Source organism: Acinetobacter junii (assembly GCF_018336855.1).
Lineage (GTDB): Bacteria > Pseudomonadota > Gammaproteobacteria > Pseudomonadales > Moraxellaceae > Acinetobacter > Acinetobacter junii.
In genome coordinates this window covers 3160003-3186089 of sequence record NZ_CP059558.1, presented here as the reverse complement: position 1 = coordinate 3186089, position 26087 = coordinate 3160003, and the positions used below count along the sequence as shown (strand labels likewise).

Genomic DNA, 26087 nt, shown 5'->3' with positions numbered 1-26087 from the left:
TCATTATTGAGGGCTTTTTAATTGCTAATGCATACTGGCCAGTTGTTGTGCTTGATTACGATAAAGAGACAAGCCAAGTTTTTGCAGATGGCGTCCATTAAGTTCAAGAAACTGATTCAATCGTGGAATATGCTTAGCACATGAGTAAAGTGCCAAGTTTCGGCCAATCAAATAATAGGCAAACCAAGAGGCTGACTGAGGGGTTAAGCCCAACAATTTCATCTTCTTACGTCCTACAAAGAACTGAGTCAGTTCTAAGTGTTGTTTATATGCCAATTTTTGTTGAAAAGAGCGTAAATAACGATATTTTCGTTCAAAAGGTTCTTTGGAAAGACTTGAGCCAAGTGAAATACTACTTGCATCCGATTTTGGATGTGCGAATTGCATCCAGTAGATGAGTTTCCATCCTTCAGATTCCTGATCCACCAACCATTTTTCCTCAATTCCCATCAACCAACCTGCATATTTCCAAAAGTGTAAAAAGCTGTCGACTTCCTCCGCACTTGGAAAGATACCTAAGGCTCGAATTCCTAATAGCACCACCCCACTAAAGGCAATATTCGTCATGGCTTGATCATATTGATTAATTGGTAAGCCCCATGTTTCAGCATCCCATTTTTCTGATTTTTGTAGCTGATGCCGTACTAAAGAATGAATGAAACGAACATAAATTGTGGAACAAAAGCCCTTGTTATAACGTTCAAAGCCCTCTTTCTCTGTGATATCAACCCACCATTTTGTGGTTTCTGCAAGGCGCGTAGCTGCTTGTTTTTTTAATGCACCTGTGAGGATTAGCGGTTGGTTAAAACCCGGATACATATAGCCCGCCATTAAAGAGAGATCTCTCAGAATCAGACCATTATTTGCTCCCAATCGATAAGTGAATTGCAGAGCTTTATCTATTTTGACTTGGTCATACCAAGTGGGTTTTCGTTCAACTAAGCTAAAAAATTGTGTCAGTTCAGGAACGTCATGAGGCAGTTTATCTAAACCTTCATATAACGCCGTCTCAAAGTATTTTCGATGAAGTTTCGGATTTTGTAATACCCATCGCATCACTTGATCCATCGGCTCATCACCTGCTTGAAGCGCTTCATTGAGTTGTAAATATTCAGCATAGCTTGGTTGTAGATGTTTATTGGTCATATAACCCAAGATTTTGGTTTTTAAATTGGACTGCACCATAGTTTCAAATGCAGCTAAACGACTTGGCTTAGGGATGCTTAGCATTGCAAAACACCTTTGATTGTTATTTAATCAAAGCATAATATGAATATTTATTCGCATTCAATTCGCATTTCAACAGAGCCTCTTGATGAGAAAACGCCCACAACAACAACGCGCCAAAATGATCGTTGAAAGTATTTTGGAAGGTACGCAAAAATGCATTTCTGAACAGGGGGTTCTGCAACTTACAACACCAAAAATTTCAGAAAAATCAGGTGTAAGTGTTGGTTCGATTTATCAATACTTTGAAAATAAAGACCAGATCGTTGCCGAGTTGTTGTTAAGAAAAAGTGAAAATTTAGGACAAGCACTGAAACAGCTGGTGATGCTTCAACAACAGACTTCGATTCAAGATATCATCAGATTGAGTATTGCATTTGGTTTTGAGTCCCTAAAATCCGATCAAGGTTTTTTCATCGAAATTTTAAAAAACTGGCATGCTTATAGTGATTCAGATGCAGCGCAAGTTCTGGAACAGCATTTTTTAGAAATTGGGATGCATTTATTTGGGCGTTATTATCCGCATTGGGATTTTGAAACTTTAAAACATAAGTCCTTTGTGATTATTAACAGTACATTATTTACAATGATGCGTTATGCCAGTAAGAATACGTTTTTAATCGAAGAACAACGCTTACAACAAGAACTCACCAATATGATTATTTCTTATTTAGATGCCGTATCATGAGTTCAGAAAAACAATAATTTGGACATGGAAAAGCAATGCAAACAATAAAACAGTTTTGGAATGGATTTAGATTGTTGCCATCAGCTTGGCTCTTATTGGTGCAATTGGCTTTATTAATTTTAGCCACAATCACTTATGACGATAGTGCCTATCGTGCATTAACATGGTCATTAGGCGTTTTAGCCTTACTTATTATTGCAAAAGTCATTCGACAAACCCCAGTATTTGCATTTTGGGGACTGTTCTTTGTCAGTGGCGCATTTATATTTTCTATTTTGATCTTTGTCGGTTTTGACAATCATACAATACAGATTACTGCATACAGTTTTGAAGCCTTAGCCTATTTTTATGCAGCGTATGGTTTACTAAGATATATGTTTTCAGATCGTTATCTCACAAAAGACGAATTATTTGCGGCTGGTGCCGTATTTACTTTGATCGCTTGGGCATTCGCTTTTTTATATAGTATTTGTCAGATTATTTTGCCGAATAGTTTTCAAAATCCAAACCATCCTGAAGCCTTACAACGTTGGCTAGACCTACTCTTTTTGAGTTTTAGTTTGCAATCAGCCACAGGATTATCTGATCTTATGCCACTCAGTCCAGCCGCTAGAGTATTAACCATGCTACAGATGTTTGGTGGTGTGATGTATTTTGCAGTGATTGTTTCGAGATTAATTGCGCTGCAATATATTCCTCATGCACCGAAAAATTCACAAGATTAATCTTTAATCCTGTTACAGCATTACAACTGCGTTATTTTTCACGTTTTATATACTTTTGTTTGAGTTTTTCTTGTTTTGAACTCGCTTTTGTTCACATTAAGTGAATGTCTTATTTGACCTATAGGTCTGTCATGATCATTAAAATAATATGGGTGAATTATGTCTTCCAAGACTCCTTCGCAGTTTGCGAATGTGAATCCAAATGTGTTTTTTAGCACAGTCATTATTATCGCAATTTTCTTAGCAATTGTGATAATTGCCCCAAGCTCGTTTGAGTTTTTAACTCAACAACTGAAACAGTGGATCACTGATTCGTTTAGTTGGTTTTATGTATTATCAGTCGCCGTTTTCCTTATTCTACTGATTTACATCGCCTGTTCGGACAGTGGGAAAATCAAACTCGGACCTGATCACAGCCAGCCTGAATATAAAAATGGTTCGTGGTTTGCCATGCTATTTACGGCAGGCATGGGGATTGGTTTGATGTTTTTTGGTGTGGCTGAACCTGTCATGCACTATGTCAGTCCACCGAGTGGTGATCCTGAAAGTGTCGCCTCAGCTCAACAAGCATTAAGAATTACCTTTTTTCATTGGGGACTACATGCATGGGCAATTTATGCCTTGGTGGGTTTAGCTCTAGCGTATTTTGCGTATCGACATAATTTGCCTTTAAAAACACGTTCAGCACTTTATCCTATTATCGGTGAACGGATTTATGGCCCTTTGGGCGATAGTATTGATACTTTTGCAACGATTGGAACTGTATTTGGTGTCGCGACTTCATTGGGTTTTGGGGTAACGCAAATTAATTCAGGTTTGCATTATTTATTTGGGATAGAGCAAAGTACAAATATCCAAGTTGGACTTATTATATTTGTCAGTATTTTGGCATCTTTATCTGTTTTTCTAGGACTCGATAAAGGAGTGAAACGCCTTTCTGAATTAAATCTAATTCTCGCTTTAACCCTTCTTGCTTTTGTATTTATTGCAGGGCCGAGTATCTATCTGTTACAGACCACGATTCAAAATACAGGTTCTTACATCTCAAATTTATTTGCGATGACTTTTAATCTTTATGCCTATCAACCCAATGGTTGGATTGGAGGATGGACAATTCTTTATTGGGCATGGTGGATTTCATGGTCTCCATTCGTGGGAATGTTTATCGCACGAGTATCAAGAGGACGAACAATTCGTGAGTTTATTGTTGGTGTATTACTGATTCCTACAGGCTTTACTATTATTTGGATGGGCTTTTTAGGAAATGCGGCACTTTTTAGCATCATGCAAGAAAGCAATACCAATTTAATTCAGGCGGTACAGTTAGACTCTTCGGTCGCATTATTCGAATTTTTAAATCATCTTCCATTCTCAGGAGTTTTAAGTTCTGTTGCCACGCTTTTAGTGATACTTTTTTTCGTTACCTCAGCTGATTCGGGTGCATTGGTGACGGATTATCTCACCTCAAAAACCGAAAATTCACCGACTTGGCAACGTTTGTTTTGGACTGTCTTGATGGCGTTATTAGCGATTACGCTTTTACTCGTCGGTGGACTAGCCGCATTACAGTCATCCATTATTATGAGTGCATTGCCTTTTACGATTGTGATGTTGTTGATGAGTTGGGGGCTTTTAAAAGCATTGAATTTGGATGTAACCAAAACTCGAGCTATCCAAGAGGCACGTATCACACCACGCGCAATCAACAACCCACGAAGTTGGCAGCAACGTTTAGGATTGATTATGCATTATCCACATACAGAACAAGAGGTGAAAAATTATATTGCAAATGATGTTCGCAAAGCCTTTGAAAGCATTCAACGAGAATTCAAACGTCGACATTTAGAAGTTGACATTCGAGAGACTGAACAGGGTTTGCAGCTACATGTTGACCATCAGCATGAAATTAACTTTATTTATAAAGTCGTATCACATGTAACGCTTCCACCGAGTTTTATGCTCGGTCGATCTGAGATCGACGATTCTTCATATTTCCAAGCCGAAGTGTTTTTACGAGAGGGTGGTCAAAACTATGATGTAATGGATTGGACGCAAGAAGATTTAATTCAGGACATTATTGATCAGTATGAACGACATCTTTATTTCTTAAATATTGTACGAACGACAACTTCCTAACCCTCAAAAATAATTTTCTGAGAGATTAAAATAACGGCTTCAAAGTAATTGAAGCCGTTATTTTATTTTGAATGAATTAAATTTGAGCATTATTGAACTTTAAGAAATATTTTCTAACTCAGGATGTTGTCTAAAATACAGGCTAAATATAAAAATAGAGCTAGTTTTCTGTAGATAATTAAAACAAATTTTTAATAAAATTATTAAATTACAGTGACTTGGGTTTGTGGAATTCGTTTTTTTCTTATAATTAATAATTTTTAAATTATATAAATCAGTAAATTAGATAAGTTAAAGTTTAAAAATAAAACAACCAAATCATTAAATTTTTAAAATCGCTTGCAAGCGACCTGAAATGCTGTAGAATGCACATCCATCGGCGGTGATGCGGATAAAAACTTGTTGAGAAACAAGGATTTGGCTAAAGTGGTTAGATTCTTGAGTTGTTTGATAAGTTTTAAAAATATCTAAATTACCTGTTGACTTTAAAGAAATTTAGAGTAATATAGCCGACCTAGCTTGATGATGACGAATCATCGAGAAGATCATTAAGAGAATAGAAGAACAACTTGTGTGGATTTTTACTGGTTGATCGATCGAAATAATTTTCATTGATTGAATGGTAGAAATTTCTCGAAGTTTATTTGAGCGAATTTTTAGTCAGAAAATTGATGAGCCAGAATTAGCACCTTGTCTTAACTAAGGTGCAAAATGATTTTAACTGAAGAGTTTGATCATGGCTCAGATTGAACGCTGGCGGCAGGCTTAACACATGCAAGTCGAGCGGAGATGAGGTGCTTGCACCTTATCTTAGCGGCGGACGGGTGAGTAATGCTTAGGAATCTGCCTATTAGTGGGGGACAACATTCCGAAAGGAATGCTAATACCGCATACGTCCTACGGGAGAAAGCAGGGGATCTTCGGACCTTGCGCTAATAGATGAGCCTAAGTCGGATTAGCTAGTTGGTGGGGTAAAGGCCTACCAAGGCGACGATCTGTAGCGGGTCTGAGAGGATGATCCGCCACACTGGGACTGAGACACGGCCCAGACTCCTACGGGAGGCAGCAGTGGGGAATATTGGACAATGGGGGGAACCCTGATCCAGCCATGCCGCGTGTGTGAAGAAGGCCTTATGGTTGTAAAGCACTTTAAGCGAGGAGGAGGCTACTGAGACTAATACTCTTGGATAGTGGACGTTACTCGCAGAATAAGCACCGGCTAACTCTGTGCCAGCAGCCGCGGTAATACAGAGGGTGCGAGCGTTAATCGGATTTACTGGGCGTAAAGCGTGCGTAGGCGGCTTTTTAAGTCGGATGTGAAATCCCCGAGCTTAACTTGGGAATTGCATTCGATACTGGGAAGCTAGAGTATGGGAGAGGATGGTAGAATTCCAGGTGTAGCGGTGAAATGCGTAGAGATCTGGAGGAATACCGATGGCGAAGGCAGCCATCTGGCCTAATACTGACGCTGAGGTACGAAAGCATGGGGAGCAAACAGGATTAGATACCCTGGTAGTCCATGCCGTAAACGATGTCTACTAGCCGTTGGGGCCTTTGAGGCTTTAGTGGCGCAGCTAACGCGATAAGTAGACCGCCTGGGGAGTACGGTCGCAAGACTAAAACTCAAATGAATTGACGGGGGCCCGCACAAGCGGTGGAGCATGTGGTTTAATTCGATGCAACGCGAAGAACCTTACCTGGCCTTGACATACTAGAAACTTTCCAGAGATGGATTGGTGCCTTCGGGAATCTAGATACAGGTGCTGCATGGCTGTCGTCAGCTCGTGTCGTGAGATGTTGGGTTAAGTCCCGCAACGAGCGCAACCCTTTTCCTTACTTGCCAGCATTTCGGATGGGAACTTTAAGGATACTGCCAGTGACAAACTGGAGGAAGGCGGGGACGACGTCAAGTCATCATGGCCCTTACGGCCAGGGCTACACACGTGCTACAATGGTCGGTACAAAGGGTTGCTACACAGCGATGTGATGCTAATCTCAAAAAGCCGATCGTAGTCCGGATTGGAGTCTGCAACTCGACTCCATGAAGTCGGAATCGCTAGTAATCGCGGATCAGAATGCCGCGGTGAATACGTTCCCGGGCCTTGTACACACCGCCCGTCACACCATGGGAGTTTGTTGCACCAGAAGTAGGTAGTCTAACCGCAAGGAGGACGCTTACCACGGTGTGGCCGATGACTGGGGTGAAGTCGTAACAAGGTAGCCGTAGGGGAACCTGCGGCTGGATCACCTCCTTAACGAAAGATTGGTGACCGGTAAGAATCCACAACAAGTTGTTCTTCGAAGATGTATCTGAGGGTCTGTAGCTCAGTTGGTTAGAGCACACGCTTGATAAGCGTGGGGTCACAAGTTCAAGTCTTGTCAGACCCACCACTACTGACGAAGTGATGAATAATCACAAGCTGCTAGATGAAAAGATATGTCGTTCATTATGATTAAAGCTGGGGACTTAGCTTAGTTGGTAGAGCGCCTGCTTTGCACGCAGGAGGTCAGGAGTTCGACTCTCCTAGTCTCCACCATGAATTAAATGAAATATTTAATTCTGAGCTAAATAGATTATAGAGTTTAATGAATAAAAAGATTAAGTAATTGATCTTGGTTTATTAATCTCTGTGATTTATCACAGTTTACTACGCACCGACGAGGTGGTAGTTAATCATTAACAGATTAGAAAATTGAGTCTGAAATAAATTGTTCACTCAAGAATTTAAGTTGATCGAAGTAATTCGATTGATTTAAACATATTGAGAACTAGCAAAAACACTGAATCAAGCGTTTTGGTATATGAATTTAGATTGAAGCTGTATGGTGATTAAATTCACAGACAACAAACCAGTAGCAATTAAGTTTGCAACGATAACACTCACTTGTATGTGTTAACGACTGTTTGGGGTTGTATAGTCAAGTAATTAAGTGCATGTGGTGGATGCCTTGGCAGTCAGAGGCGATGAAAGACGTGATAGCCTGCGAAAAGCTCCGGGGAGGCGGCAAATATCCTTTGATCCGGAGATTTCTGAATGGGGGAACCCACCCGCTATAAGGCGGGTATCATAAACTGAATACATAGGTTTATGAAGCGAACGAGGGGAAGTGAAACATCTCAGTACCCTTAGGAAAAGAAATCAATTGAGATTCCCTTAGTAGCGGCGAGCGAACGGGGAGCAGCCCATTAAGTTATGTGTGTTTTAGTGGAACGCTCTGGGAAGTGCGAACGTAGAGGGTGATATTCCCGTACACGAAAGGGCACACATAATGATGACGAGTAGGGCGAGGCACGTGAAACCTTGTCTGAATATGGGGGACCATCCTCCAAGGCTAAATACTCCTGACTGACCGATAGTGAACCAGTACCGTGAGGGAAAGGCGAAAAGAACCCCTGTGAGGGGAGTGAAATAGATCCTGAAACCGCATGCATACAAGCAGTGGGAGCCGACTTGTTCGGTGACTGCGTACCTTTTGTATAATGGGTCAGCGACTTATATTCAGTAGCGAGGTTAACCGAATAGGGGAGCCGTAGAGAAATCGAGTCTTAATAGGGCGTTTAGTTGCTGGGTATAGACCCGAAACCAGGCGATCTATCCATGAGCAGGTTGAAGGTTGGGTAACACTAACTGGAGGACCGAACCCACTGTCGTTGAAAAGCCAGGGGATGACTTGTGGATAGGGGTGAAAGGCTAATCAAGCCTGGTGATAGCTGGTTCTCCCCGAAAGCTATTTAGGTAGCGCCTCGGACGAATACCATTGGGGGTAGAGCACTGTTTCGGCTAGGGGGTCATCCCGACTTACCAAACCGATGCAAACTCCGAATACCAATGAGTACTATCCGGGAGACAGACTGCGGGTGCTAACGTCCGTAGTCAAGAGGAAAACAATCCAGACCGCCAGCTAAGGCCCCAAAATCATAGTTAAGTGGGAAACGATGTGGGAAGGCATAGACAGCTAGGAGGTTGGCTTAGAAGCAGCCACCCTTTAAAGAAAGCGTAATAGCTCACTAGTCGAGTCGGCCTGCGCGGAAGATGTAACGGGGCTAAAACTATGTGCCGAAGCTGCGGATTTGACATTAGTCAAGTGGTAGGGGAGCGTTCTGTAAGCCGATGAAGGTGTATTGAGAAGTATGCTGGAGGTATCAGAAGTGCGAATGCTGACGTGAGTAACGACAAAACGGGTGAAAAACCCGTTCGCTGAAAGACCAAGGGTTCCAGTCCAACGTTAATCGGGGCTGGGTGAGTCGACCCCTAAGGCGAGGCCGAGAGGCGTAGTCGATGGGAAATTGGTTAATATTCCAATACTTCTGTGTAATGCGATGAGAGGACGGAGAAGGTTAAGTCAGCCTGGCGTTGGTTGTCCAGGTGGAAGACCGTAGGCATGCATCTTAGGCAAATCCGGGGTGCTCTATGCTGAGAGTCGATAGCAAGCTGTACTTGTACAGTGAAGTGGCTGATACCATGCTTCCAGGAAAAGTCTCTAAGCTTCAGTTACACAGGAATCGTACCCGAAACCGACACAGGTGGTCAGGTCGAGTAGACCAAAGCGCTTGAGAGAACTCTGCTGAAGGAACTAGGCAAAATGGTACCGTAACTTCGGGAGAAGGTACGCTGCTGACGGTGATGGGACTTGCTCCCTGAGCGGTTGGCAGCCGCAGAAACCAGGCCGCTGCAACTGTTTATTAAAAACATAGCACTCTGCAAACACGAAAGTGGACGTATAGGGTGTGATGCCTGCCCGGTGCTGGAAGGTTAATTGATGGGGTTAGCGTAAGCGAAGCTCTTGATCGAAGCCCCAGTAAACGGCGGCCGTAACTATAACGGTCCTAAGGTAGCGAAATTCCTTGTCGGGTAAGTTCCGACCTGCACGAATGGCATAATGATGGCGGCGCTGTCTCCAGCAGAGGCTCAGTGAAATCGAAATCGCTGTGAAGATGCAGTGTACCCGCGGCTAGACGGAAAGACCCCGTGAACCTTTACTGCAGCTTGACATTGAACTTTGACCTTACTTGTGTAGGATAGGTGGGAGGCTTTGAAGTTGGAACGCTAGTTCCAATGGAGCCGTCCTTGAAATACCACCCTGGTAATGTTGAGGTTCTAACTCTGTCCCGTAATCCGGGACGAGGACCATGTCTGGTGGGTAGTTTGACTGGGGCGGTCTCCTCCTAAAGAGTAACGGAGGAGTACGAAGGTGCGCTCAGCGTGGTCGGAAATCACGCGTAGAGTATAAAGGCAAAAGCGCGCTTAACTGCGAGACCCACAAGTCGAGCAGGTACGAAAGTAGGTCTTAGTGATCCGGTGGTTCTGTATGGAAGGGCCATCGCTCAACGGATAAAAGGTACTCTGGGGATAACAGGCTGATACCGCCCAAGAGTTCATATCGACGGCGGTGTTTGGCACCTCGATGTCGGCTCATCTCATCCTGGGGCTGAAGCAGGTCCCAAGGGTATGGCTGTTCGCCATTTAAAGAGGTACGCGAGCTGGGTTTAGAACGTCGTGAGACAGTTCGGTCCCTATCTACCGTGGGCGCTGGAAATTTGAGAGGATCTGCTCCTAGTACGAGAGGACCAGAGTGGACGAACCTCTGGTGTACCGGTTGTCACGCCAGTGGCATCGCCGGGTAGCTATGTTCGGAAGGGATAACCGCTGAAAGCATCTAAGCGGGAAGCCTACCTCAAGATAAGATTTCCCTAGGAATTTATTCCTCTAAAGAGCCGTTCGAGACTAGGACGTTGATAGGTTGGGTGTGGAAGCACGGTGACGTGTGAAGCTGACCAATACTAATTGCTCGTGAGGCTTGACTATACAACACCCAAACAGTTGTTGTATTCAAGATAAATTCAATACACAACTTGATTTAGTGTACAAACTAGTTACAATACAGACCCAATAATCTAATCCGTTAATAACTCTTTGGATCGTAAGTAAGGCAAACATTATTAATTAATGTGAATAAGACCCGAAAACACCACAACAGTTTGCTGGCGACAATAGCAAGAGTGAACCACCTGATCCCTTCCCGAACTCAGAAGTGAAACCTCTTCGCGCTGATGGTAGTGTGGCGTTTGCCATGTGAGAGTAAGTCATCGCCAGCTTTTAAATCTAAACACCCCTAACCTAACGGTTAGGGGTGTTTTTTATTTGATATTTATTTTAATTATATAATTGTGATTGATTAAGAAGATGTTATGGATGAAATCTCATTAGAAAAAATTAAATCAAATCTTAAACAACTAGAAAATATACTATCTAATTCTACTCGCGTACACATTGATCGAATTGAATATAGGACTTTCGATGAAGGGATGTGTGATGCTGTCTATTTTATTTGTAAAAAATCACAAGGTTTGAATTCATTAGAAGCATTTATAACACTGGTTATTCATGAACTTCATTTTTATGAAGAATGGGATATTCTTGAAACAACTACAACAGATTTAAAAAATATTTTTGATATTTGGTTGTTACCTATATTAGAGAAAGCTAATTTTAAAAAATTGACTGAATTAGAAGTCCAAGAACAAACACAATGGATAATGTATTCTATTCAAAAATTAATAAAGGAAAGTCAGAATGCAAAAAATCTAAAATATTTTGATCGTTGGGGAATTTATCATAATGGTGGCAAGGTTCTTTCAATTGAAAGTTTTATTTTGCCTATTTCTTCAGATCTAAAATTAGCATTAGAATTAACAGCAGAGTGGAATGAGGTAGAAATATTTTATGAAACGTCCGATGAGTATGTATTGTTCTCATGGTTTACGGGCGCATAATCAGTGAATAAAGCTATAAATATGGGGAGAGCTTTTCATAAATCCTACGTTTTCTACTTTCCTACTCAGCTGACAAGCCTATAATGATTGAGAATCATTCCAAATCTAATAAGGAAATAACATGTCGACCGATCAACAATTTCCAGTGCCTGCAAACTTAGGGATCGCAGTATATTCAAACAATGCTGAAGCGATTGGTAATACACCATTGGTTCGTATCAATCGTCTGATTAAAACTGGCGCAACAGTATTGGCAAAAGTTGAAAGTCGTAATCCTGCATTCTCAGTGAAGTGCCGTATTGGTGCAGCTTTGATTGCGGATGCGGAAAAGCGTGGTGTGTTGAAAGCGGGTATGCATATTGTTGAACCAACCAGTGGCAATACAGGAATTGCATTAGCATTCGTTGCAGCGGCAAAAGGTTATCCAATCACTTTGACGATGCCAGCCAGTATGAGTTTAGAACGCAGAAAAGTATTAAAAGCTTTAGGTGCGAATCTTGTTTTAACTGAACCTGCTAAAGGTATGAAAGGTGCAGTAGATGAAGCGGTTCGTTTAGCAACGGAAAATCCAGAGCTTTATTTTCTACCACAACAATTTGAAAATCCAGCCAATCCACAGATTCATGTTGACACTACAGGTCCAGAAATCTGGCAGGCAACCAATGGACAAGTTGATATTCTAGTTGCAGGTGTTGGCACGGGCGGGACAATTACAGGCATTTCTCGTTATTTTGAGCAAGTTCAGAATAAGCCAATTTATTCTGTCGCAGTTGAACCTGCTGAATCTCCAATCATTACTCAAACTAAAAATGGTGAAAGCATTTCACCCGCACCGCATAAGATTCAAGGCATTGGAGCGAACTTCATTCCTAAGAACTTAGATTTGGATTTGGTGGATGAGGTTGTACCAGTGAATAGTGCTGATGCGATTGAGTGGGCAAGAAAGTGTGCAACTCAAGAAGGCATTTTGGTTGGTATCTCAAGCGGTGCAGCTTTAGCAGCAGCAGCTCAAATTGCAGAACGTCCTGAAAATACAGGTAAAACCATTGTGGTGATCTTGCCTGATAGTGGTGAGCGTTATTTATCTTCTGTTTTATTTGAAGGTTTATTTGACGAAGCTTGATTGCATTGTTGAGTGAGTAAAAACCATGCCTAAGCGCATGGTTTTTTATTACTTCTATTATAAGGCTTTTTTTAAGGTCTTTTCATGGCGCTTAACTGAGCGTGCATATTTCTTCGCTTTATGGCGAGTCCAAAAACTACGTTCATAGCCTGTCGGTCCAACATTGTAATACGCTACAGCTGTAGACCAACTTCCAGCAGATTTGTAATAGCTGGAAAGAATATAAGCACCACAGTTGATATTGGTATTTTCATCATACAAATTGCCAGGGCAAGACGTACTCCAATAACTAGAAATAATTTGAGTTAGACCAATGGCACCTGTAGGAGAGCGCGCTGAGCTATTAAAATTTGATTCTTGGCGAATTAGTGCAGCAAGTAAAGTCGGTGAAACATCATAACGTTCAGCACTTTGCACAATCATAGGAGATAAACGATTGGCAGTATTTGGAGCAACAGAATAAGCATTTTGCAAACCTGAAGACAATTGATTAGATCGGTTTGCAAATGATCCGCTTAAACTACTGCATGCTGTCATACTGATCGCTATCATGCTCAAACTAATTTTTAAAATCATTCTATTAAATTTATTGATACGACTGTATTGATCAGTATGATTGAATAAGAATTGCAAAATAATAAACCAATAGTACAAAGATGAATTGATGGTATTAACACCATGCAAATGAGTCAATAATAGTTATTTTGCGATCATGTGAAGAGCATTGTTTGGACATAAAAAAAGCCCCGACATCCTGTCGAGGCTTTTTCATATTTGGTTTCTTGCCGTTAACTCCTGTCAACGACCACGTCCTGTGCTTCTTGTTGTTCTGAATGAGACTTCCTGTCTCTTTATGATTCTTATGATAGAGCTTTATACTTTAGTCGTATATTCGCTAATCACCGAAACTGATGTACGTATATGCGTACATGATGTAATCATAATGCTTCTTTTAAAGCTTGCTCATGGCGTTTTACTGAGTTGGCGTAGCGATGTGCTTGATTGCGCATGTAGAGGCTTCTTTTATAACCAGTTGGCCCGACATTGTAATAACCAAGTGCTTTGAACCAATCACCAGTCGCTTGATAGTATTTTGCAAGAATGTATGCGCCACAATTAATATTAATCTGTTCATCATAAAGATTTCCAGAACAGGTCTGTTGCCAAAACTTGGGACGTACTTGGGTCAATCCCACAGCATCTGCTGATGATCTGGCATTGGCGATATAGCTAGATTCTTGTCGAATCAGTGCAGCAAGTAAATGTGGAGAAATATTATAAGATTCAGCGCTTTGCAGAATCATCGGTGCGACACGATTTGCAGTCGTTGGATGAACAGAAAAAGCCGTTTGAATGCCTTGTGAAAATTGTTGTGAATGGTTGATTGTTGGTGATTTTGTTGTTGTACATGCAACGATGAAGTAGGCACTAATAACTATAAAGCTGAGTTTAAGACATTTGTTTTGAAACTGAGTAAAAGAAAATCTGTATCGCGTTATCATCGTGAAAAAAGTGTGTCCATTCTATAAAAGCACGCGGATAGTAAAAAGAGGCCTAGTTCGGGTCAATGATGGTTCATAGGCAAAATCGTTGGTTTTTATATTTTAGGCTTGACTTAATTTAGAAAAAAAGAAGCCTCGACTTCCTGTCGAGGCTTCTTCGTATTTGGTGCTATCACCAACTCCTGTCGATGACCACGTCCTGTGCTTTTTGTTATTTTAAATGAGACATCCTGTCTCTATGTCTTGCATTCTAGGTAAGTATTGGCATGTTGTATATGCGTTAATCACCTGATTTCGTGTAGGCTGTGGCTTACATAGTTGAATATCTCAATGCTTCAAATTGGCTGTCTTTATTATCCATGCTACTAGCTTTTGAGCAATTGGTGCACAGACTAATACACTTGGAAATGCAAACATCCACGCCACAATCCAAGCTGACATCCACATTGAAAAGAAGTTATCAATTAAACCTACCGCTTTAAAGGTAGTAATTCCTGAGATGAGAAATGACATCATGCAAGATAATATGAATGGAAATAAAAGACTTGCTGCCTTCACGTAATCACCTCTGAATTGCATTTAAATTTAATGCAAAATTTTGCCCGAATAATTGGGCGGTTTTAATATCACCAAAATCAAACGCATTGGCTGCACTTTGATGTTCAGCTTGTGCCATTAAACCTGACCAAGAACCAAGACGATTGAGTGCCTGAGTATGAGGTATACCTTGATGTTGTTCAGGTAGAACAGGATTACCAATCCATATCATACCGTGTTGCATACAAAAGGTGAAAAGTGAAATGAGTGTCGACTGTTTATCTCCAGCAGGAAGTGATGAAACCGTAAATCCTGCCGCGAGTTTTCCTTTTAGGCTTTGCTTTTTCCATAATGGTCCTGTGAGATCCATCAGTTGTTTGAAGGTGCCTGAAACACCCCCTAAATAAGTTGGACTACCCCAAATGAGTCCATCATATTGGGTGATGAGGTCTGGATGAGCCATCAATGATTCTGCTGTAAACAAATCAATTTGAATATTCTCTACTTGTGCAGCACCTATTTGAATTTGCTCTGCAATAAATTGTGTATGACCTTGGCGGCTATGATAGATAATTGCGATAGATTTCATGGAGTCGTCCTCGATTAGAAAAAATTAAGCAATGCAGCGGTGAGAAATAAACCACACCCAAAAATACTGTGATTGATCAAACTTTTGATGCGGTTAATAAAAGGCTGAGGTGTTTTTGAGGCAGCGATACCTAAACCCATCGCGGGTTGCATGATCAGGAAAGGGATCAAAACAGTGATCACACCAAAGGAAAGTGCAGAAGGAAATTGAGGTTGAGCCAACCAATTTTGGCCTACCATTAAAATAAAGCTGAAAGAAAAAATGACACCCACACTGTAATGAGCAATCCAGCCAAGTAGATATTCATGTCGAATTTCTGGACTTTGAGCAATGGATTGATGCTGGATTTTTCCACGCAAAATCCAGCCAACCCAACGCCCAAGTAAAGCAAAATTTAACGTTGGGATATTGAATCTTTTTAATATCAACAACCAAATATCCATGATGATGGTTGCACCAATACCAAGTCCAAAAATGTAAATCAATCGTTCCAACACATTCATTTCATCACCTAGAGCCTTTACCAATAAAATCTGATAAATTGATTGTGCAAGTTCAAGTTAACTTGAAGTCAAGGGGGATTTATGGATATTGGTGAAGTCGCAAAAAAAGCAAAGCTCACGACATCGACATTGCGCTTTTATGAAGAGAAAGGGTTAATCAAATCGATTGGTCGTCATGGCTTACGTCGTCAGTACAGTAAACAAGTTTTGGATCAACTGGCTCTCATTGCATTAGGTCGAGCAGCAGGCTTTTCATTGGATGAAATTGCAAGCATGTTTGGTCAGGATGGAAAGCCTGAGTTGGATCGGAAAATGCTGAATGATAAGGCAGAACAATTAGAACAAATGACACGACGTTTACATTTCATTAGCGAAGGATTGAGACATGCTGCGGTATGTCCCGCAGAAAATCATATGCAATGTCCGACTTTTCAGAATTTTTTAAAAGCTGCGATTGCAGGTGAATATCAGCCCACAAAACTCTAAAACAAAACAGAGTTTTAAGGAGAAAGCATCGGATTGCGTCGCCATAAAGATGTCATTTTATTGAAGTCAAAGTTTCATAAAAACTTGTTCTAATTTTTCTTAATTTTTACCAAATGTATAAAACCATGAACAAGAAAACTTTATTGGCTTTATTGTGCTGTAGTGCTTTGGCTTTAACGGCATGTAATGATGATCAAGATCAAAAAACATCGGTAGATCAAGTGACTGAGCCGACCTTGATCTCTTTTGCTAAGCTGCCTGTAGAAACCTATGCGATTGGACCTGATTCAGGCAACGCTGTCAGTGGCGCTAATGGTATTTACCCACCATTTAAAGGACAACCTGTACAAGGTTTCTCGGCTGCTTTGAAAAATGAAGACGGTAGTTATATGGCGATGTCTGATAATGGTTTTGGTACGCAAGACAATTCAGCGGATTATTTATTGCGTATTTATAAAATCAAAGCCGATTTCAGAACAAAAAATAAAGGCACAGGGCAAGTTTCAGTCCAAAGCTTTATTCAATTACGTGATCCAAATAAACGTATTCCTTTTGAAATTGTGAATGGAAATACTTCAGAACGTTTATTAACAGGTGCCGATTTTGATCCTGAGTCGATGCAACGTGCAGCAGATGGCAGCTATTGGATCGGTGATGAGTTTGGCCCTTACTTATTACATTTCTCAGCAGAAGGAATTTTATTGGATGCACCTATTGGATTGCCTAATCCTTTAGATCCAGCCCAAGAACTACGTTCTCCTCAAAACCAATTCAACAAAGCCAACATCAATTTTGTTGAGCCTTTGGTACAGCGCAGTGGCGGCTTTGAGGGAATGGCGATTTCTCTAGATGGCAAATATTTATATCCTTTACTGGAAAAGCCATTGCTGAATGATGCAACAGGTCAACTTCTGATTTCTCAATTTGATATTCAGAAGGAAAGCTATACGGGACAATATTATTGGTTCGCTTTAAATAGCAAGGCAACCAATATCGGTGATTTCCAATTATTTAGTGATAAAGATGGCATCATCATCGAACGTGATGCGAGCCAAAATAATTTAGGTGGGTATAAAAAGCTGATACGGATCACTTTGACCGAACCTAAACAAATGGTAGTACGTGAAGATTTGGTGGATTTAATCAAAATTGCCAATCCAAATTTACTCTATGGCACAGCGCGTGAAGGGGATATTGGAACAGGTCAGGTCTTTGCTTTCCCATTTGAAACGATTGAAGATGTAATTATTGAAAATGGAACGACATTAACTGTATTGAATGACAATAATTTCCCAGGTTCTTCGGGACGTAATGCCAAACTTGCGGACGACAACGAAATTATCCAGATTCGTTTGCCGAAAGCATTATTTTAAACGTCGGGTAAAATTAGCCGAAATGGTCATTCCTCATTTCGGTTGAAAGCGTATACTGATCAGGCAGAAGGAGTCCTCATGTCTGAATCAGTTACGCGCCCAACCCATATTGAATATGGTTCAAAATCGTTTACTGCGATTTTATGGTCTTTGTTCTTTGCTGGTTTTGCTTCCTTTTCATCCCTGTATTGTGTACAGCCGATGATGCCGATCTTTGCTAAATTCTTTCAGGTCACACCGACCCACAGTAGTTTCCCTCTATCTTTTTCAACCATTGCACTCGCGATTGGTTTGTTGTTCACAGGATTCATATCTGATCGTTATGGACGCAAAAGGATTATGGTGTTTGCCTTATTTTTTGTTTCCGTATTATTGCTGATTAGTGCTTCATTTCCGATTTGGGAAATTTTTCTGACTACTCGTATTTTTATTGGCTTAGCTGTGAGTGGTGTCGCAGCGGTTGCAATGACTTATATCGGGGAGGAGATCGCACAAAAAGATATCGGTTTTGCCATGGGGCTGTATATTTCAGGTACGGCAATTGGAGGAATGGGAGGGCGTTTAATCGCGGGGGTTTTAGTTGATTTTATTTCTTGGCAATCTGCTACTTATATTATTGGTTTTCTAAACCTGATTATCGCTTGTTTATTTTATTTTTTATTACCCAAATCGCAGCACTTTAAACCGTATCCCTTTCGATTTTCTCGTTTTAAGGATGCATTTGAACAGAACTTAAAAGATTCAAAATTAAGGATTTTATTTGCCCAAGGTTTTATCTTAATGGGCTGTTTAGTGACAGTATTTAACTATATTAGCTATCATTTATTAGAAGCACCATTTCACTTATCACAAGCATGGATTGGTGTGATTTCGATTGCTTATCTAGCAGGCATTTATAGTTCGCCTAAAGCAGCACAATGGGGCTTTAAATATGGGCGTGATAAGGTTCTGCCGATGATGTTAATGACGATGATGATTGGCTTGTGGTTTACACTCATTCCATCATTATGGTCAATTTTGATCGGTTTGATTATCTTCGCTTTTTCATTTTTTGCAGCGCATTCGACCGCAAGTAGTTGGGTTTCAGTACAAGCAGTTCAATATCGTGCAGTGGCATCCTCGCTGTATTTATTCTGCTATTACATTGGTTCAAGTTTGCTCGGCAGCTTCGGTGGATTGGTTTGGGAGCAGTTTGGCTGGATTGGAATTAATTTGAGTGTGAGTGTGGTTTTGGTGATTGGGTTAGTATCCGCTTTATATCTTGGTAAATTACAACGTTCAGCCTAAATTATTAAATCTGAATAAACTTTGTACAAATAATTTGTTATCTCCTTGTTCTTGAATGCTTTATAAACAGGGAAAATGAATTGAATTCATGTTAAAATGATCGGCTTTCATCTTTAGATGTCTCTCCTTCATCTGCTAGCCGAGATTCGCAAGCTATGTCTACTGCCTATACCAAGCAGACTGCGCCTAAAGCGCTGTTTGATTACGACAAATATTGGGCGTCGTGTTTTGAACCCGCACCATTTTTGCCGATGTCACGAGAAGAAATGGATCTACTCGGTTGGGATGCGTGTGACTTTATTTTAGTTTGTGGTGACGCTTATATTGATCATCCATCTTTTGTATCGGGTGTGATTGGGCGTGTGCTCGAAGCACAAGGCTTCCGTGTTGGTATTATTGCTCAACCAGATTGGACCAATGTTGAAAGTTTCCGTGTTTTAGGTAAACCAACCATTGCGTGGGGCGTAACTGCGGGCAATATGGATTCGATGATTAACCGTTATACGGCAGATCGTAAAATCCGTTCAGATGATGCTTATTCGCCAAATAATGAACCGAATAAACGTCCAGATCGTGCTGCCACGGTGTATTGTCAGCGTTGTCGTGAGGCTTTTCCTGATGTGCCAGTATTGCTCGGTGGGATTGAAGGTAGCCTACGTCGTATTGCTCATTATGATTATTGGTCAGACAAAGTTCGCCGCTCAATCTTGATGGATTCTAAAGCCGATTTATTGATGTACGGAAATGGTGAGCGTGCAATCATTGAAGTGATGCATCGTTTAGCTAAAGGTGAGAAAGTTCATGACATCACTGATGTTCGTGGTACTGCATTTATTATTAATAAACACAATAAAGCATCAAAAGCACAATTTGTTGAAATTGCAAGTAATGATGTGGATACGATTGGTCGTGTAGACCCAATTATCAATCCATATGTCATGACTGAAGATATTGATGGCTGTGAAGTTGAAAAAGAAAAAGGCAACTCACTCGCACAATATCAAAATTTCCAAAAAGAAATTGTGACCAATCCAATCGTTCGTGAAGGGGATCAACTTGATCCAGATACGCAGATCGTACAGTTAAAACCTGCGCCATCCAAAGCGATTAAACATAAGTTACCGCCACGTGAACTCGCTGTGATTCGTTTGCCTTCTTTTGAGGAAGTCGCCAATGATCAAGTGCTGTATGCGCACGCCAACCGTATTTTGCATCTGGAAACCAATCCAGGAAATGCTCGCGCATTGGTACAACGCCATGGTGAACGTGATGTTTGGATTAATCCACCACCAATTCCGTTAACAACGGAAGAAATGGATTATGTCTTTGATTTACCTTATGCACGTTTACCGCATCCAGCTTATGGTAATGCGCGTTTCCCTGCATTTGATATGATCAAATTCTCTGTGAATATCATGCGTGGTTGTTTTGGTGGTTGTACGTTCTGTTCGATTACTGAACATGAAGGTCGTATTATTCAAAACCGTTCTGAAGAATCCATTCTGCGTGAAATTGAAAAGATCCGTGATACTGCACCTCAATTTACAGGCATTATCTCAGACTTAGGTGGTCCAACGGCAAACATGTATCGTTTGCACTGTAATGACCCTGAAATCGAGAAGAACTGTCGTAAACCGTCTTGTGTTTATCCAGGTGTTTGTCAAAACTTACACACTGATCATGCGCCATTGGTTCAGCTTTATCGTAAAGCACGTGAAATCAAAGGCGTGAAGAAGATTTTAATCGGTTCAGGTCTTCGTTATGATCTCGCTGTGTTAAATCCTGAATATGTTAAAGAGTTGGTACAGCATCATGTTGGTGGCTATCTGAAAATTGCGCCAGAGCATACCGAACATGGTCCATTATCCAAGATGATGAAACCAGGGATCGGAACTTATGACCGCTTCAAACAAATGTTTGAGCGTTTTAGTAAGGAAGCAGGGAAGGAACAATATTTAATTCCTTACTTCATCGCTGCGCATCCGGGTACAACGGATTATGACATGATGAACTTGGCGATTTGGCTGAAAAAGAATGGTTTCCGTGCTGATCAGGTACAAACCTTCTATCCATCGCCAATGGCAACTGCAACTACTATGTATTATTCAGGCAAGAATCCATTGTCTAAAGTGGCGCGTTATACCGAAAATGTCGATATCGTGAAAGGTGAAAAACGTCGTCGTTTGCATAAAGCTTTCTTGCGTTACCATGATCCAAATAACTGGCCTTTATTACGTGAAGCACTGAAAGAAATGGGGCGTTCGGATTTAATTGGTAATTCGAAACAGCATCTGATTCCAACCTATCAGCCACAAGGCACGGCTGAAGGTGAGTATAAGTCTGCTCGTAAGAAAAACTCGACAGTGGCTGGTGATTCTGTAAAACGGGGTCAACAGTCTCGTCCGCAGTCTCAATCGAGTCAGAAACGTCCTCAAAAAGGACAGGTGTTGACTCAGCACACTGGTTTGCCACCACGTGAAACTGGTGATAAAAAGCCATTTTCAGGAAAGAGTAAACCTAAGGCTAAAGCCCATCGTTAATATTTAAAAGAAAGGGAAACATGCTTTCCCTTTCTTTTCGTCTGAAAATGTCAAAATAATCACAATTTAAGTGTAAAACTACAATTTATAGAAACATATACTGACAATATCAACTTGAAAATTTAAGCTATGATGATTATAAATAAAGGGCAGAACAGCTTTTACGACTTTGGTCGACTAGTAGAAAACGATTAAAAACTTTAAAGTTGCACTGCTAAAATGACTTTGCTATCGCTGTTATTGATTAAAAAAATGGCATAAAGCCAAATGATTATAAAAAATCTAAAGGGATTGGTTAGAAATGTATTATTTCATTACATTAGCTGGGTTGCTAATAATTGCAGCACTCGCGCTTCGGCGTATGCATCAAAATCAACGTCAAGATAGTCCGTTAAAACGCCGCGGCATTCTCACGATTTCTGAACAAATTACACTTATGCGCTTACAGGCTGTTTTGCCACGTCATACTGTACTTGCACACGTGTCTTTTGATGCTTTATTGACAACAAAATATGCGCATACACGCCGTAAGTATCAAGGACTAGTGGCAGATTTTGTTGTGCTTGATCAACAATATCAGGTTCTCGCTGTGATTGAGATTGCAGATGAGTCTTCAATTAATCGTTTAAATCAAAAATACTATCAAGATAGTTTGTTGGAGCTGGCTGGTTATAAAGTTCTACGCTACGGTAGTATTCCAACAGAACATGAATTACGTGAAGATTTGGTATCTGATCCTTATGAATCAAATACCATTATGACAACTTCATCTACCTCATTGCCTCAAACAGAACGTATGATGAAGTACAGTATGTTTGCTGCAAAATCGTCTTAATCTGGAAGAACAGCAGTAACGGTCATTTCTACTAGTACGTCAGGTGCATAGAGTTTAGATTCTACGCAGGTACGTGCTGGGGGATGACCTTCAGCAATCCATGCATCCCAAACCGCATTCATCGCGGCATAATCTTTCTCGATGTCTTTAAGAAAAATAAGCACTGACAAAATATGGGTTTTATCTGTTCCCGCTTCCGCTAGTAAACGATCGATATTATCTAAAGTCTGCTGTGTCTGAGCAGTTACATTTACACTGGTATCATCAGCTAATTGACCTGCTAAATGAACCAAATTTCCTGAAATTGCGACTTCGCAGTAACGAGAAGTGACATGCAAACGCTGCACAGACATAAGATTTACCTGAATGAATAACAATAGAAAAGATTGTACTTGATACGATTCTGATGCAGTGTAAATTTGTTTAAATTAGGCTGAAAAAGTTTCTATTTCCATTAATTTACGTTGTTTGAAAATCAAAATAGAGCGGGATTGTGGGCAAATAATAATATTGCCTAGATTCAGAAATTGAATTTTGGCTTGTCGAAGTTGATTTAAACAGCTCGCAATAGAGCTCTGGTTGGGACACAGTTGTTTGAGTTGGCTCAAAGCTGAAGTGGTCGTGTGACACATGATCTTATTCCTTATCATCATTGTTAAAAATTGGGCAAAGATATGACTTTGCCCAATTCGTTTATATGTTTTGTTGTTCGGATTGATACCAATTGACGTGGCGTGTGATGTACATGACGCATGCAATTAAAATGAAAGACAAAATGGAGCCGAACAAGAAAGTTTTTCCGCTGGATTGTAGTAATAGATACATCATGCCGTATAAAGCACTGAGCAAAACACCGAAGAGTATGGCGGCTTTAAAACCTTGAACGACGAAGTATAAATACCAAGTAATCAAGCCAATACATGCAACTGCCGCAATCAGATAGGCAAGGGAAAAAGCGTAATATTCACTGATTGATAGTAATAAGACGAAGAACACGCCTTGTGCCATGGCAACCAAAGCATACTGAACAGGATGAATTTTGAGATTCTTCAAAACCTCGAATAAAAAGAAGCAACCAAAGGTAATAATGATCACCATAATGCCATATTTGATGGCACGATCAGTTTGGGTATAAATATTAACGGGTTCTAAAAATTGCGTTGAAATACCAGAAATGTTATTTGAAGATGTATTTGAAGTAGCATAAGCAGCCTCAACATCACTGATCAGATTGCTTTGAGTATTTAAAGCTTGGTAAAAACACTGACTATTTTCACAGGTTGAGAGACGATCTAAATTACGTTTACCTAAAGCAATATTTTTCCAGTCCGCTTCAAAAAGTTGTCTTTTGCTGAGTTTCTTAAACGGTAAACTTTGACCATCGTATTTCACATCACCCCAATTCCCTTTAGCTTGATATGTCATTTCGTAACTGGTTGGGATAAATGCAAATTCGCTTAAACCTTCTAGATCAAATTGCAGATTAAAGCTAAAACCTTGTTGGAGTTTTTGGATCAGTTCAGGATATTGCTTGCTGGTGATATGTAGGAGATCAAAGCCATGCTGTCCTTGGCTTTGTTCAGAAAAGTCAAATTTATAATTTTTTCCATCAATATTAAACGTTGGCTTTGCGTTTAGACCGCGAGCATCTTGGATAGGGAAAATGATTTCAGCTTGATCCCAAAGATAGTTGTGTTGAGGTTCAATCGTAGCGCCTTTAAATACGCCTTTTCCTTGCATGTGATTTTGATAACTAATCGCTTTATACATACTACGTTTGTAGGTATTGTCTGAAACTTTAAATTCAGCTGTCCAGTCTGTTGTTTCTGCACCTAAGGTAATAAATGCTGTTTGCGTGCAATCGTAAGTTTTCTTTTGTTCATCGGTACATGTAGTTTGAATTTGATAGGGAAGTTTTAAATAGGGTGCAATCACTTGTTGTGGGCGAATTTGTTCTTTTGCAATGTCCTGAATCACTTGTTGTTGATAGCTTTGGCGCTCATCTACTAAGTTAGAGATAAAAAAAAGACCAATATAAAAAATCAAAATCAGGAACAAAATCGCTCCTATTTTCAGATTAATAAAGTTTCTGCGCATGGTGGATTCCATTGTCATTGTGGTATGACAAGTATCTCGAATCGATATGCGTTCTAAATGAGTTGTAATTGAAGCTTATGTGAAGTTTCGATGAAGTATAATTTTTACCAGTACTCCTGATTTGTGTTGCTCTAAGAAATCTAAATAATTTTCAGGGATATTTTGAATGGTGACGTGACCTTGATGCTGTTGGATAATTTGCTGCACGATACTCAGACCAATACCTGTACTTCGTTGCTGATTTTGGGGACGAGGTAATGAAAAATAGGTTTCAAAGACACGATTTAAAGCGTATTCAGGGATGGCTTCACCCTCATTGAATAATAGTATTTCAATACCACCAGTGATAGTGATGGTATTTGCCCTGAGTTGAATTGCGAGAAGACCGTGTTCAGAGCAAAAGTCTCTTGCGTTATCTAAAAGATTATTGATTGCTTGTTTAAGCCAAAAGGGATCAGCATAGATTGCGCAATATTCAGGAAGATTCAGCTCTATTTGAATCTGTTTAATTTGAAGAGCACTCTGTTGTTGTATCACGCAATCCCGAATCAATTTTGATAAATCAATATTTTGATACTCTAAAGCATGCTGATTTTTTTCTAAGCGTGTGAGCAGTAGCATGCGTTCGATTAAAGATTGTAAGCGATGACTTTGCTCAACAATATGTGCTGCAAATTGTTGTTGATCTGCTAAGGGTAAATCATCTTGTAATAGTTCTGCACTGGCTTGAATTGCCGTGAGTGGGCTTTTTAACTCGTGGGTTAGCGTATTGACATAATTTTCGACATAAGCACGATCTTCGAGTTTCTCTCGCATTTCACTGAGCGCTTGAGTCACTTGGTTGAGCTCTTTTGCAGAATAGAAAAATGGAGCTTGATTGACGGGTGCTAGTGCTTGAGCATAGCGACGCACTTTATCAATGCTGTGTCTTAACCAATATGCCACCATGCTTGCGAGTAATAAACTCAGTGCGGCGATCCAAAGCGCTTGATGAATCAGTTGACGTTCTGCACGAGCAATATACGGTTGTACGGACTGATTTGGTTTACCAATGCTAACTACACCAAGTAATTGTTGTTTGTAAATAATGGGTGCAGCAATATGCATCACGCTGCTGTTTCGATCATAAGGATTGGTTGCAGTAGAACGTGCGCCGTATTTGCCGCGTAAGGTCAGATAAACATCATTCCATTTGGAATAGTCTTGCCCAACGGCTTGACCTTCGGAGTCGTAGATGACAATACCGTGCTGATCTGTAATATACAGTTGTTGGTTAATTTCATCTTTTTGATGCTGCCAAATTGTGGCATTGAGTTGGCGTGATAATGCTGCTTGAATTTTTTGATCAAATTCAGGTGTACTGACTTTTTGTTGTGCCACATCTTCTGCAATCAGTTGGGCAATGATATTGGCATTCTCGGCGAGAGTATCTTCGACCACTTGACGTACATTTGGTTTAACCTGTTGATTCAACGTGTAGGCAATAAAGCTCAGGCTCAGCACAACCACTAAGCTAAAGAAAAACCAAATGCGGATAAAGATGGACATATCAAAAATTTTTTTAATTGTTGTGCTTGAGTTTAATACTAATCGAAATAAATAGTTCAGGTAAATTGAAAAATGAGCTAGAGAATATTAACATTCAACATAGTACCTTTTAAAAA

Annotated in this window: 20 protein-coding genes, 2 tRNA genes and 3 rRNA genes; 15 read left to right on the top strand and 10 right to left on the bottom strand. The window is 40.4% G+C overall.

Going from position 1 to position 26087, the window contains the following annotated elements; all coding sequences use genetic code 11:
- Positions 1–24 precede the first annotated feature (24 nt).
- Entirely contained in the window at positions 25–1230 is a 1206-nt protein-coding gene (locus tag H2677_RS14755; protein ID WP_212638829.1) for an oxygenase MpaB family protein, read from the bottom strand.
- Positions 1231–1315: 85 nt separating this feature from the next.
- Between H2677_RS14755 and H2677_RS14750 the strand changes: the two genes are divergently transcribed.
- From H2677_RS14750 to cysK, 10 genes are all read left to right on the top strand, one after another.
- Positions 1316–1915, top strand: a complete 600-nt coding sequence (locus tag H2677_RS14750) for a TetR/AcrR family transcriptional regulator (RefSeq protein WP_212638828.1) — start codon at positions 1316–1318, stop codon at positions 1913–1915.
- A 35-nt stretch (positions 1916–1950) separates the two neighbouring features.
- The gene (locus tag H2677_RS14745; RefSeq protein WP_004956532.1) at positions 1951–2640 is read left to right on the top strand and encodes an ion channel; all 690 of its coding nucleotides are present in this window, start codon (positions 1951–1953) and stop codon (positions 2638–2640) included.
- 159 nt (positions 2641–2799) lie between these two features.
- Entirely contained in the window at positions 2800–4776 is a 1977-nt protein-coding gene (locus H2677_RS14740) for a BCCT family transporter (protein ID WP_212638827.1), read from the top strand.
- A gap of 718 nt (positions 4777–5494) precedes the next feature.
- A 16S ribosomal RNA gene (locus H2677_RS14735) occupies positions 5495–7031 on the top strand.
- 59 nt (positions 7032–7090) lie between these two features.
- Positions 7091–7167 (top strand) — tRNA-Ile (locus H2677_RS14730).
- A 70-nt stretch (positions 7168–7237) separates the two neighbouring features.
- A tRNA-Ala gene (locus H2677_RS14725) sits at positions 7238–7313 on the top strand.
- Positions 7314–7693: 380 nt separating this feature from the next.
- Positions 7694–10583: ribosomal RNA gene (locus tag H2677_RS14720) — 23S ribosomal RNA — on the top strand.
- Between the two features lie 175 nt (positions 10584–10758).
- Positions 10759–10873 (top strand): 5S ribosomal RNA (gene rrf, locus H2677_RS14715).
- The 16S, 23S and 5S rRNA genes sit together here with 2 tRNA genes alongside, the layout of an rRNA operon.
- 93 nt (positions 10874–10966) lie before the next feature.
- A complete protein-coding gene (locus H2677_RS14710; protein ID WP_212638826.1) occupies positions 10967–11551 on the top strand; it encodes a hypothetical protein in 585 nt (194 codons plus the stop codon).
- Between the two features lie 121 nt (positions 11552–11672).
- On the top strand, positions 11673–12674 hold the full coding sequence (gene cysK, locus H2677_RS14705) for a cysteine synthase A (RefSeq protein WP_212638825.1): 1002 nt from the start codon (positions 11673–11675) through the stop codon (positions 12672–12674).
- Positions 12675–12731: 57 nt separating this feature from the next.
- Here cysK and H2677_RS14700 read toward each other — a convergent pair whose 3' ends face one another.
- The 5 genes from H2677_RS14700 to H2677_RS14680 form a co-directional block, all read right to left on the bottom strand.
- Positions 12732–13250: a lytic transglycosylase domain-containing protein gene (locus H2677_RS14700; protein ID WP_212639622.1), complete on the bottom strand. Its 519-nt coding sequence runs from the start codon at positions 13248–13250 to the stop codon at positions 12732–12734.
- Positions 13251–13612: 362 nt separating this feature from the next.
- A complete protein-coding gene (locus tag H2677_RS14695; RefSeq protein WP_004917154.1) occupies positions 13613–14176 on the bottom strand; it encodes a lytic transglycosylase domain-containing protein in 564 nt (187 codons plus the stop codon).
- A 327-nt stretch (positions 14177–14503) separates the two neighbouring features.
- Positions 14504–14734, bottom strand: a complete 231-nt coding sequence (locus H2677_RS14690) for a DUF2798 domain-containing protein (RefSeq protein ID WP_004917151.1) — start codon at positions 14732–14734, stop codon at positions 14504–14506.
- Between the two features lie 4 nt (positions 14735–14738).
- Positions 14739–15302, bottom strand: coding sequence for a flavodoxin family protein (locus tag H2677_RS14685; RefSeq protein WP_212638824.1), 564 nt, complete (start codon positions 15300–15302; stop codon positions 14739–14741).
- A gap of 14 nt (positions 15303–15316) precedes the next feature.
- The gene (locus H2677_RS14680; RefSeq protein ID WP_212638823.1) at positions 15317–15805 is read right to left on the bottom strand and encodes a DUF2938 domain-containing protein; all 489 of its coding nucleotides are present in this window, start codon (positions 15803–15805) and stop codon (positions 15317–15319) included.
- An 81-nt stretch (positions 15806–15886) separates the two neighbouring features.
- Here H2677_RS14680 and H2677_RS14675 point away from each other — a divergent pair, with 81 nt between their 5' ends.
- The 5 genes from H2677_RS14675 (at position 15887) to H2677_RS14655 (ending at position 22326) form a co-directional block, all read left to right on the top strand.
- Positions 15887–16291 carry a helix-turn-helix domain-containing protein gene (locus tag H2677_RS14675; protein WP_005403498.1) on the top strand — a complete coding sequence of 135 codons (405 nt, stop codon included), beginning with the start codon at positions 15887–15889 and terminating at the stop codon, positions 16289–16291.
- 125 nt (positions 16292–16416) lie between these two features.
- Complete coding sequence (locus H2677_RS14670) at positions 16417–17664, top strand: esterase-like activity of phytase family protein (RefSeq protein WP_212638822.1); 1248 nt, start codon at positions 16417–16419, stop codon at positions 17662–17664.
- Between the two features lie 78 nt (positions 17665–17742).
- Positions 17743–18951 (top strand): MFS transporter, encoded by a 1209-nt coding sequence (locus H2677_RS14665; RefSeq protein WP_039046889.1) that lies wholly within the window; start codon positions 17743–17745, stop codon positions 18949–18951.
- Between the two features lie 155 nt (positions 18952–19106).
- A complete protein-coding gene (locus H2677_RS14660) occupies positions 19107–21491 on the top strand; it encodes a YgiQ family radical SAM protein (RefSeq protein ID WP_125299601.1) in 2385 nt (794 codons plus the stop codon).
- Between the two features lie 301 nt (positions 21492–21792).
- Positions 21793–22326 carry a DUF2726 domain-containing protein gene (locus H2677_RS14655; RefSeq protein ID WP_004917136.1) on the top strand — a complete coding sequence of 178 codons (534 nt, stop codon included), beginning with the start codon at positions 21793–21795 and terminating at the stop codon, positions 22324–22326.
- On the opposite strand, the gene H2677_RS14650 is transcribed toward H2677_RS14655, so the two are convergent.
- From H2677_RS14650 to creC, 4 genes are all read right to left on the bottom strand, one after another.
- A complete protein-coding gene (locus tag H2677_RS14650) occupies positions 22323–22679 on the bottom strand; it encodes a RidA family protein (protein WP_004958403.1) in 357 nt (118 codons plus the stop codon). The two genes, H2677_RS14655 and H2677_RS14650, sit on opposite strands and share 4 nt — an antisense overlap.
- Positions 22680–22754: 75 nt before the next feature.
- Complete coding sequence (locus H2677_RS14645) at positions 22755–22958, bottom strand: hypothetical protein (protein WP_004917129.1); 204 nt, start codon at positions 22956–22958, stop codon at positions 22755–22757.
- Between the two features lie 61 nt (positions 22959–23019).
- Positions 23020–24423, bottom strand: coding sequence for a cell envelope integrity protein CreD (gene creD / locus H2677_RS14640; RefSeq protein WP_151738687.1), 1404 nt, complete (start codon positions 24421–24423; stop codon positions 23020–23022).
- Positions 24424–24498: 75 nt separating this feature from the next.
- Positions 24499–25932 carry a two-component system sensor histidine kinase CreC gene (gene creC / locus H2677_RS14635; protein WP_235702184.1) on the bottom strand — a complete coding sequence of 478 codons (1434 nt, stop codon included), beginning with the start codon at positions 25930–25932 and terminating at the stop codon, positions 24499–24501.
- Between the last annotated feature and the right edge of the window lie 155 nt (positions 25933–26087).

Coding starts and splice junctions, on each gene's coding strand:
- H2677_RS14755 (WP_212638829.1), bottom strand. CDS start 1,230: ATGCTAAGCATCCCTAAGCCAAGTCGTTTAGCTGCATTTGAAACTATG.
- H2677_RS14750 (WP_212638828.1), top strand. CDS start 1,316: ATGAGAAAACGCCCACAACAACAACGCGCCAAAATGATCGTTGAAAGT.
- H2677_RS14745 (WP_004956532.1), top strand. CDS start 1,951: ATGCAAACAATAAAACAGTTTTGGAATGGATTTAGATTGTTGCCATCA.
- H2677_RS14740 (WP_212638827.1), top strand. CDS start 2,800: ATGTCTTCCAAGACTCCTTCGCAGTTTGCGAATGTGAATCCAAATGTG.
- H2677_RS14710 (WP_212638826.1), top strand. CDS start 10,967: ATGGATGAAATCTCATTAGAAAAAATTAAATCAAATCTTAAACAACTA.
- cysK (WP_212638825.1), top strand. CDS start 11,673: ATGTCGACCGATCAACAATTTCCAGTGCCTGCAAACTTAGGGATCGCA.
- H2677_RS14700 (WP_212639622.1), bottom strand. CDS start 13,250: ATGATTTTAAAAATTAGTTTGAGCATGATAGCGATCAGTATGACAGCA.
- H2677_RS14695 (WP_004917154.1), bottom strand. CDS start 14,176: ATGATAACGCGATACAGATTTTCTTTTACTCAGTTTCAAAACAAATGT.
- H2677_RS14685 (WP_212638824.1), bottom strand. CDS start 15,302: ATGAAATCTATCGCAATTATCTATCATAGCCGCCAAGGTCATACACAA.
- H2677_RS14680 (WP_212638823.1), bottom strand. CDS start 15,805: ATGAATGTGTTGGAACGATTGATTTACATTTTTGGACTTGGTATTGGT.
- H2677_RS14675 (WP_005403498.1), top strand. CDS start 15,887: ATGGATATTGGTGAAGTCGCAAAAAAAGCAAAGCTCACGACATCGACA.
- H2677_RS14670 (WP_212638822.1), top strand. CDS start 16,417: ATGAACAAGAAAACTTTATTGGCTTTATTGTGCTGTAGTGCTTTGGCT.
- H2677_RS14665 (WP_039046889.1), top strand. CDS start 17,743: ATGTCTGAATCAGTTACGCGCCCAACCCATATTGAATATGGTTCAAAA.
- H2677_RS14660 (WP_125299601.1), top strand. CDS start 19,107: ATGTCTACTGCCTATACCAAGCAGACTGCGCCTAAAGCGCTGTTTGAT.
- H2677_RS14655 (WP_004917136.1), top strand. CDS start 21,793: ATGTATTATTTCATTACATTAGCTGGGTTGCTAATAATTGCAGCACTC.
- H2677_RS14650 (WP_004958403.1), bottom strand. CDS start 22,679: ATGTCTGTGCAGCGTTTGCATGTCACTTCTCGTTACTGCGAAGTCGCA.
- H2677_RS14645 (WP_004917129.1), bottom strand. CDS start 22,958: ATGTGTCACACGACCACTTCAGCTTTGAGCCAACTCAAACAACTGTGT.
- creD (WP_151738687.1), bottom strand. CDS start 24,423: ATGCGCAGAAACTTTATTAATCTGAAAATAGGAGCGATTTTGTTCCTG.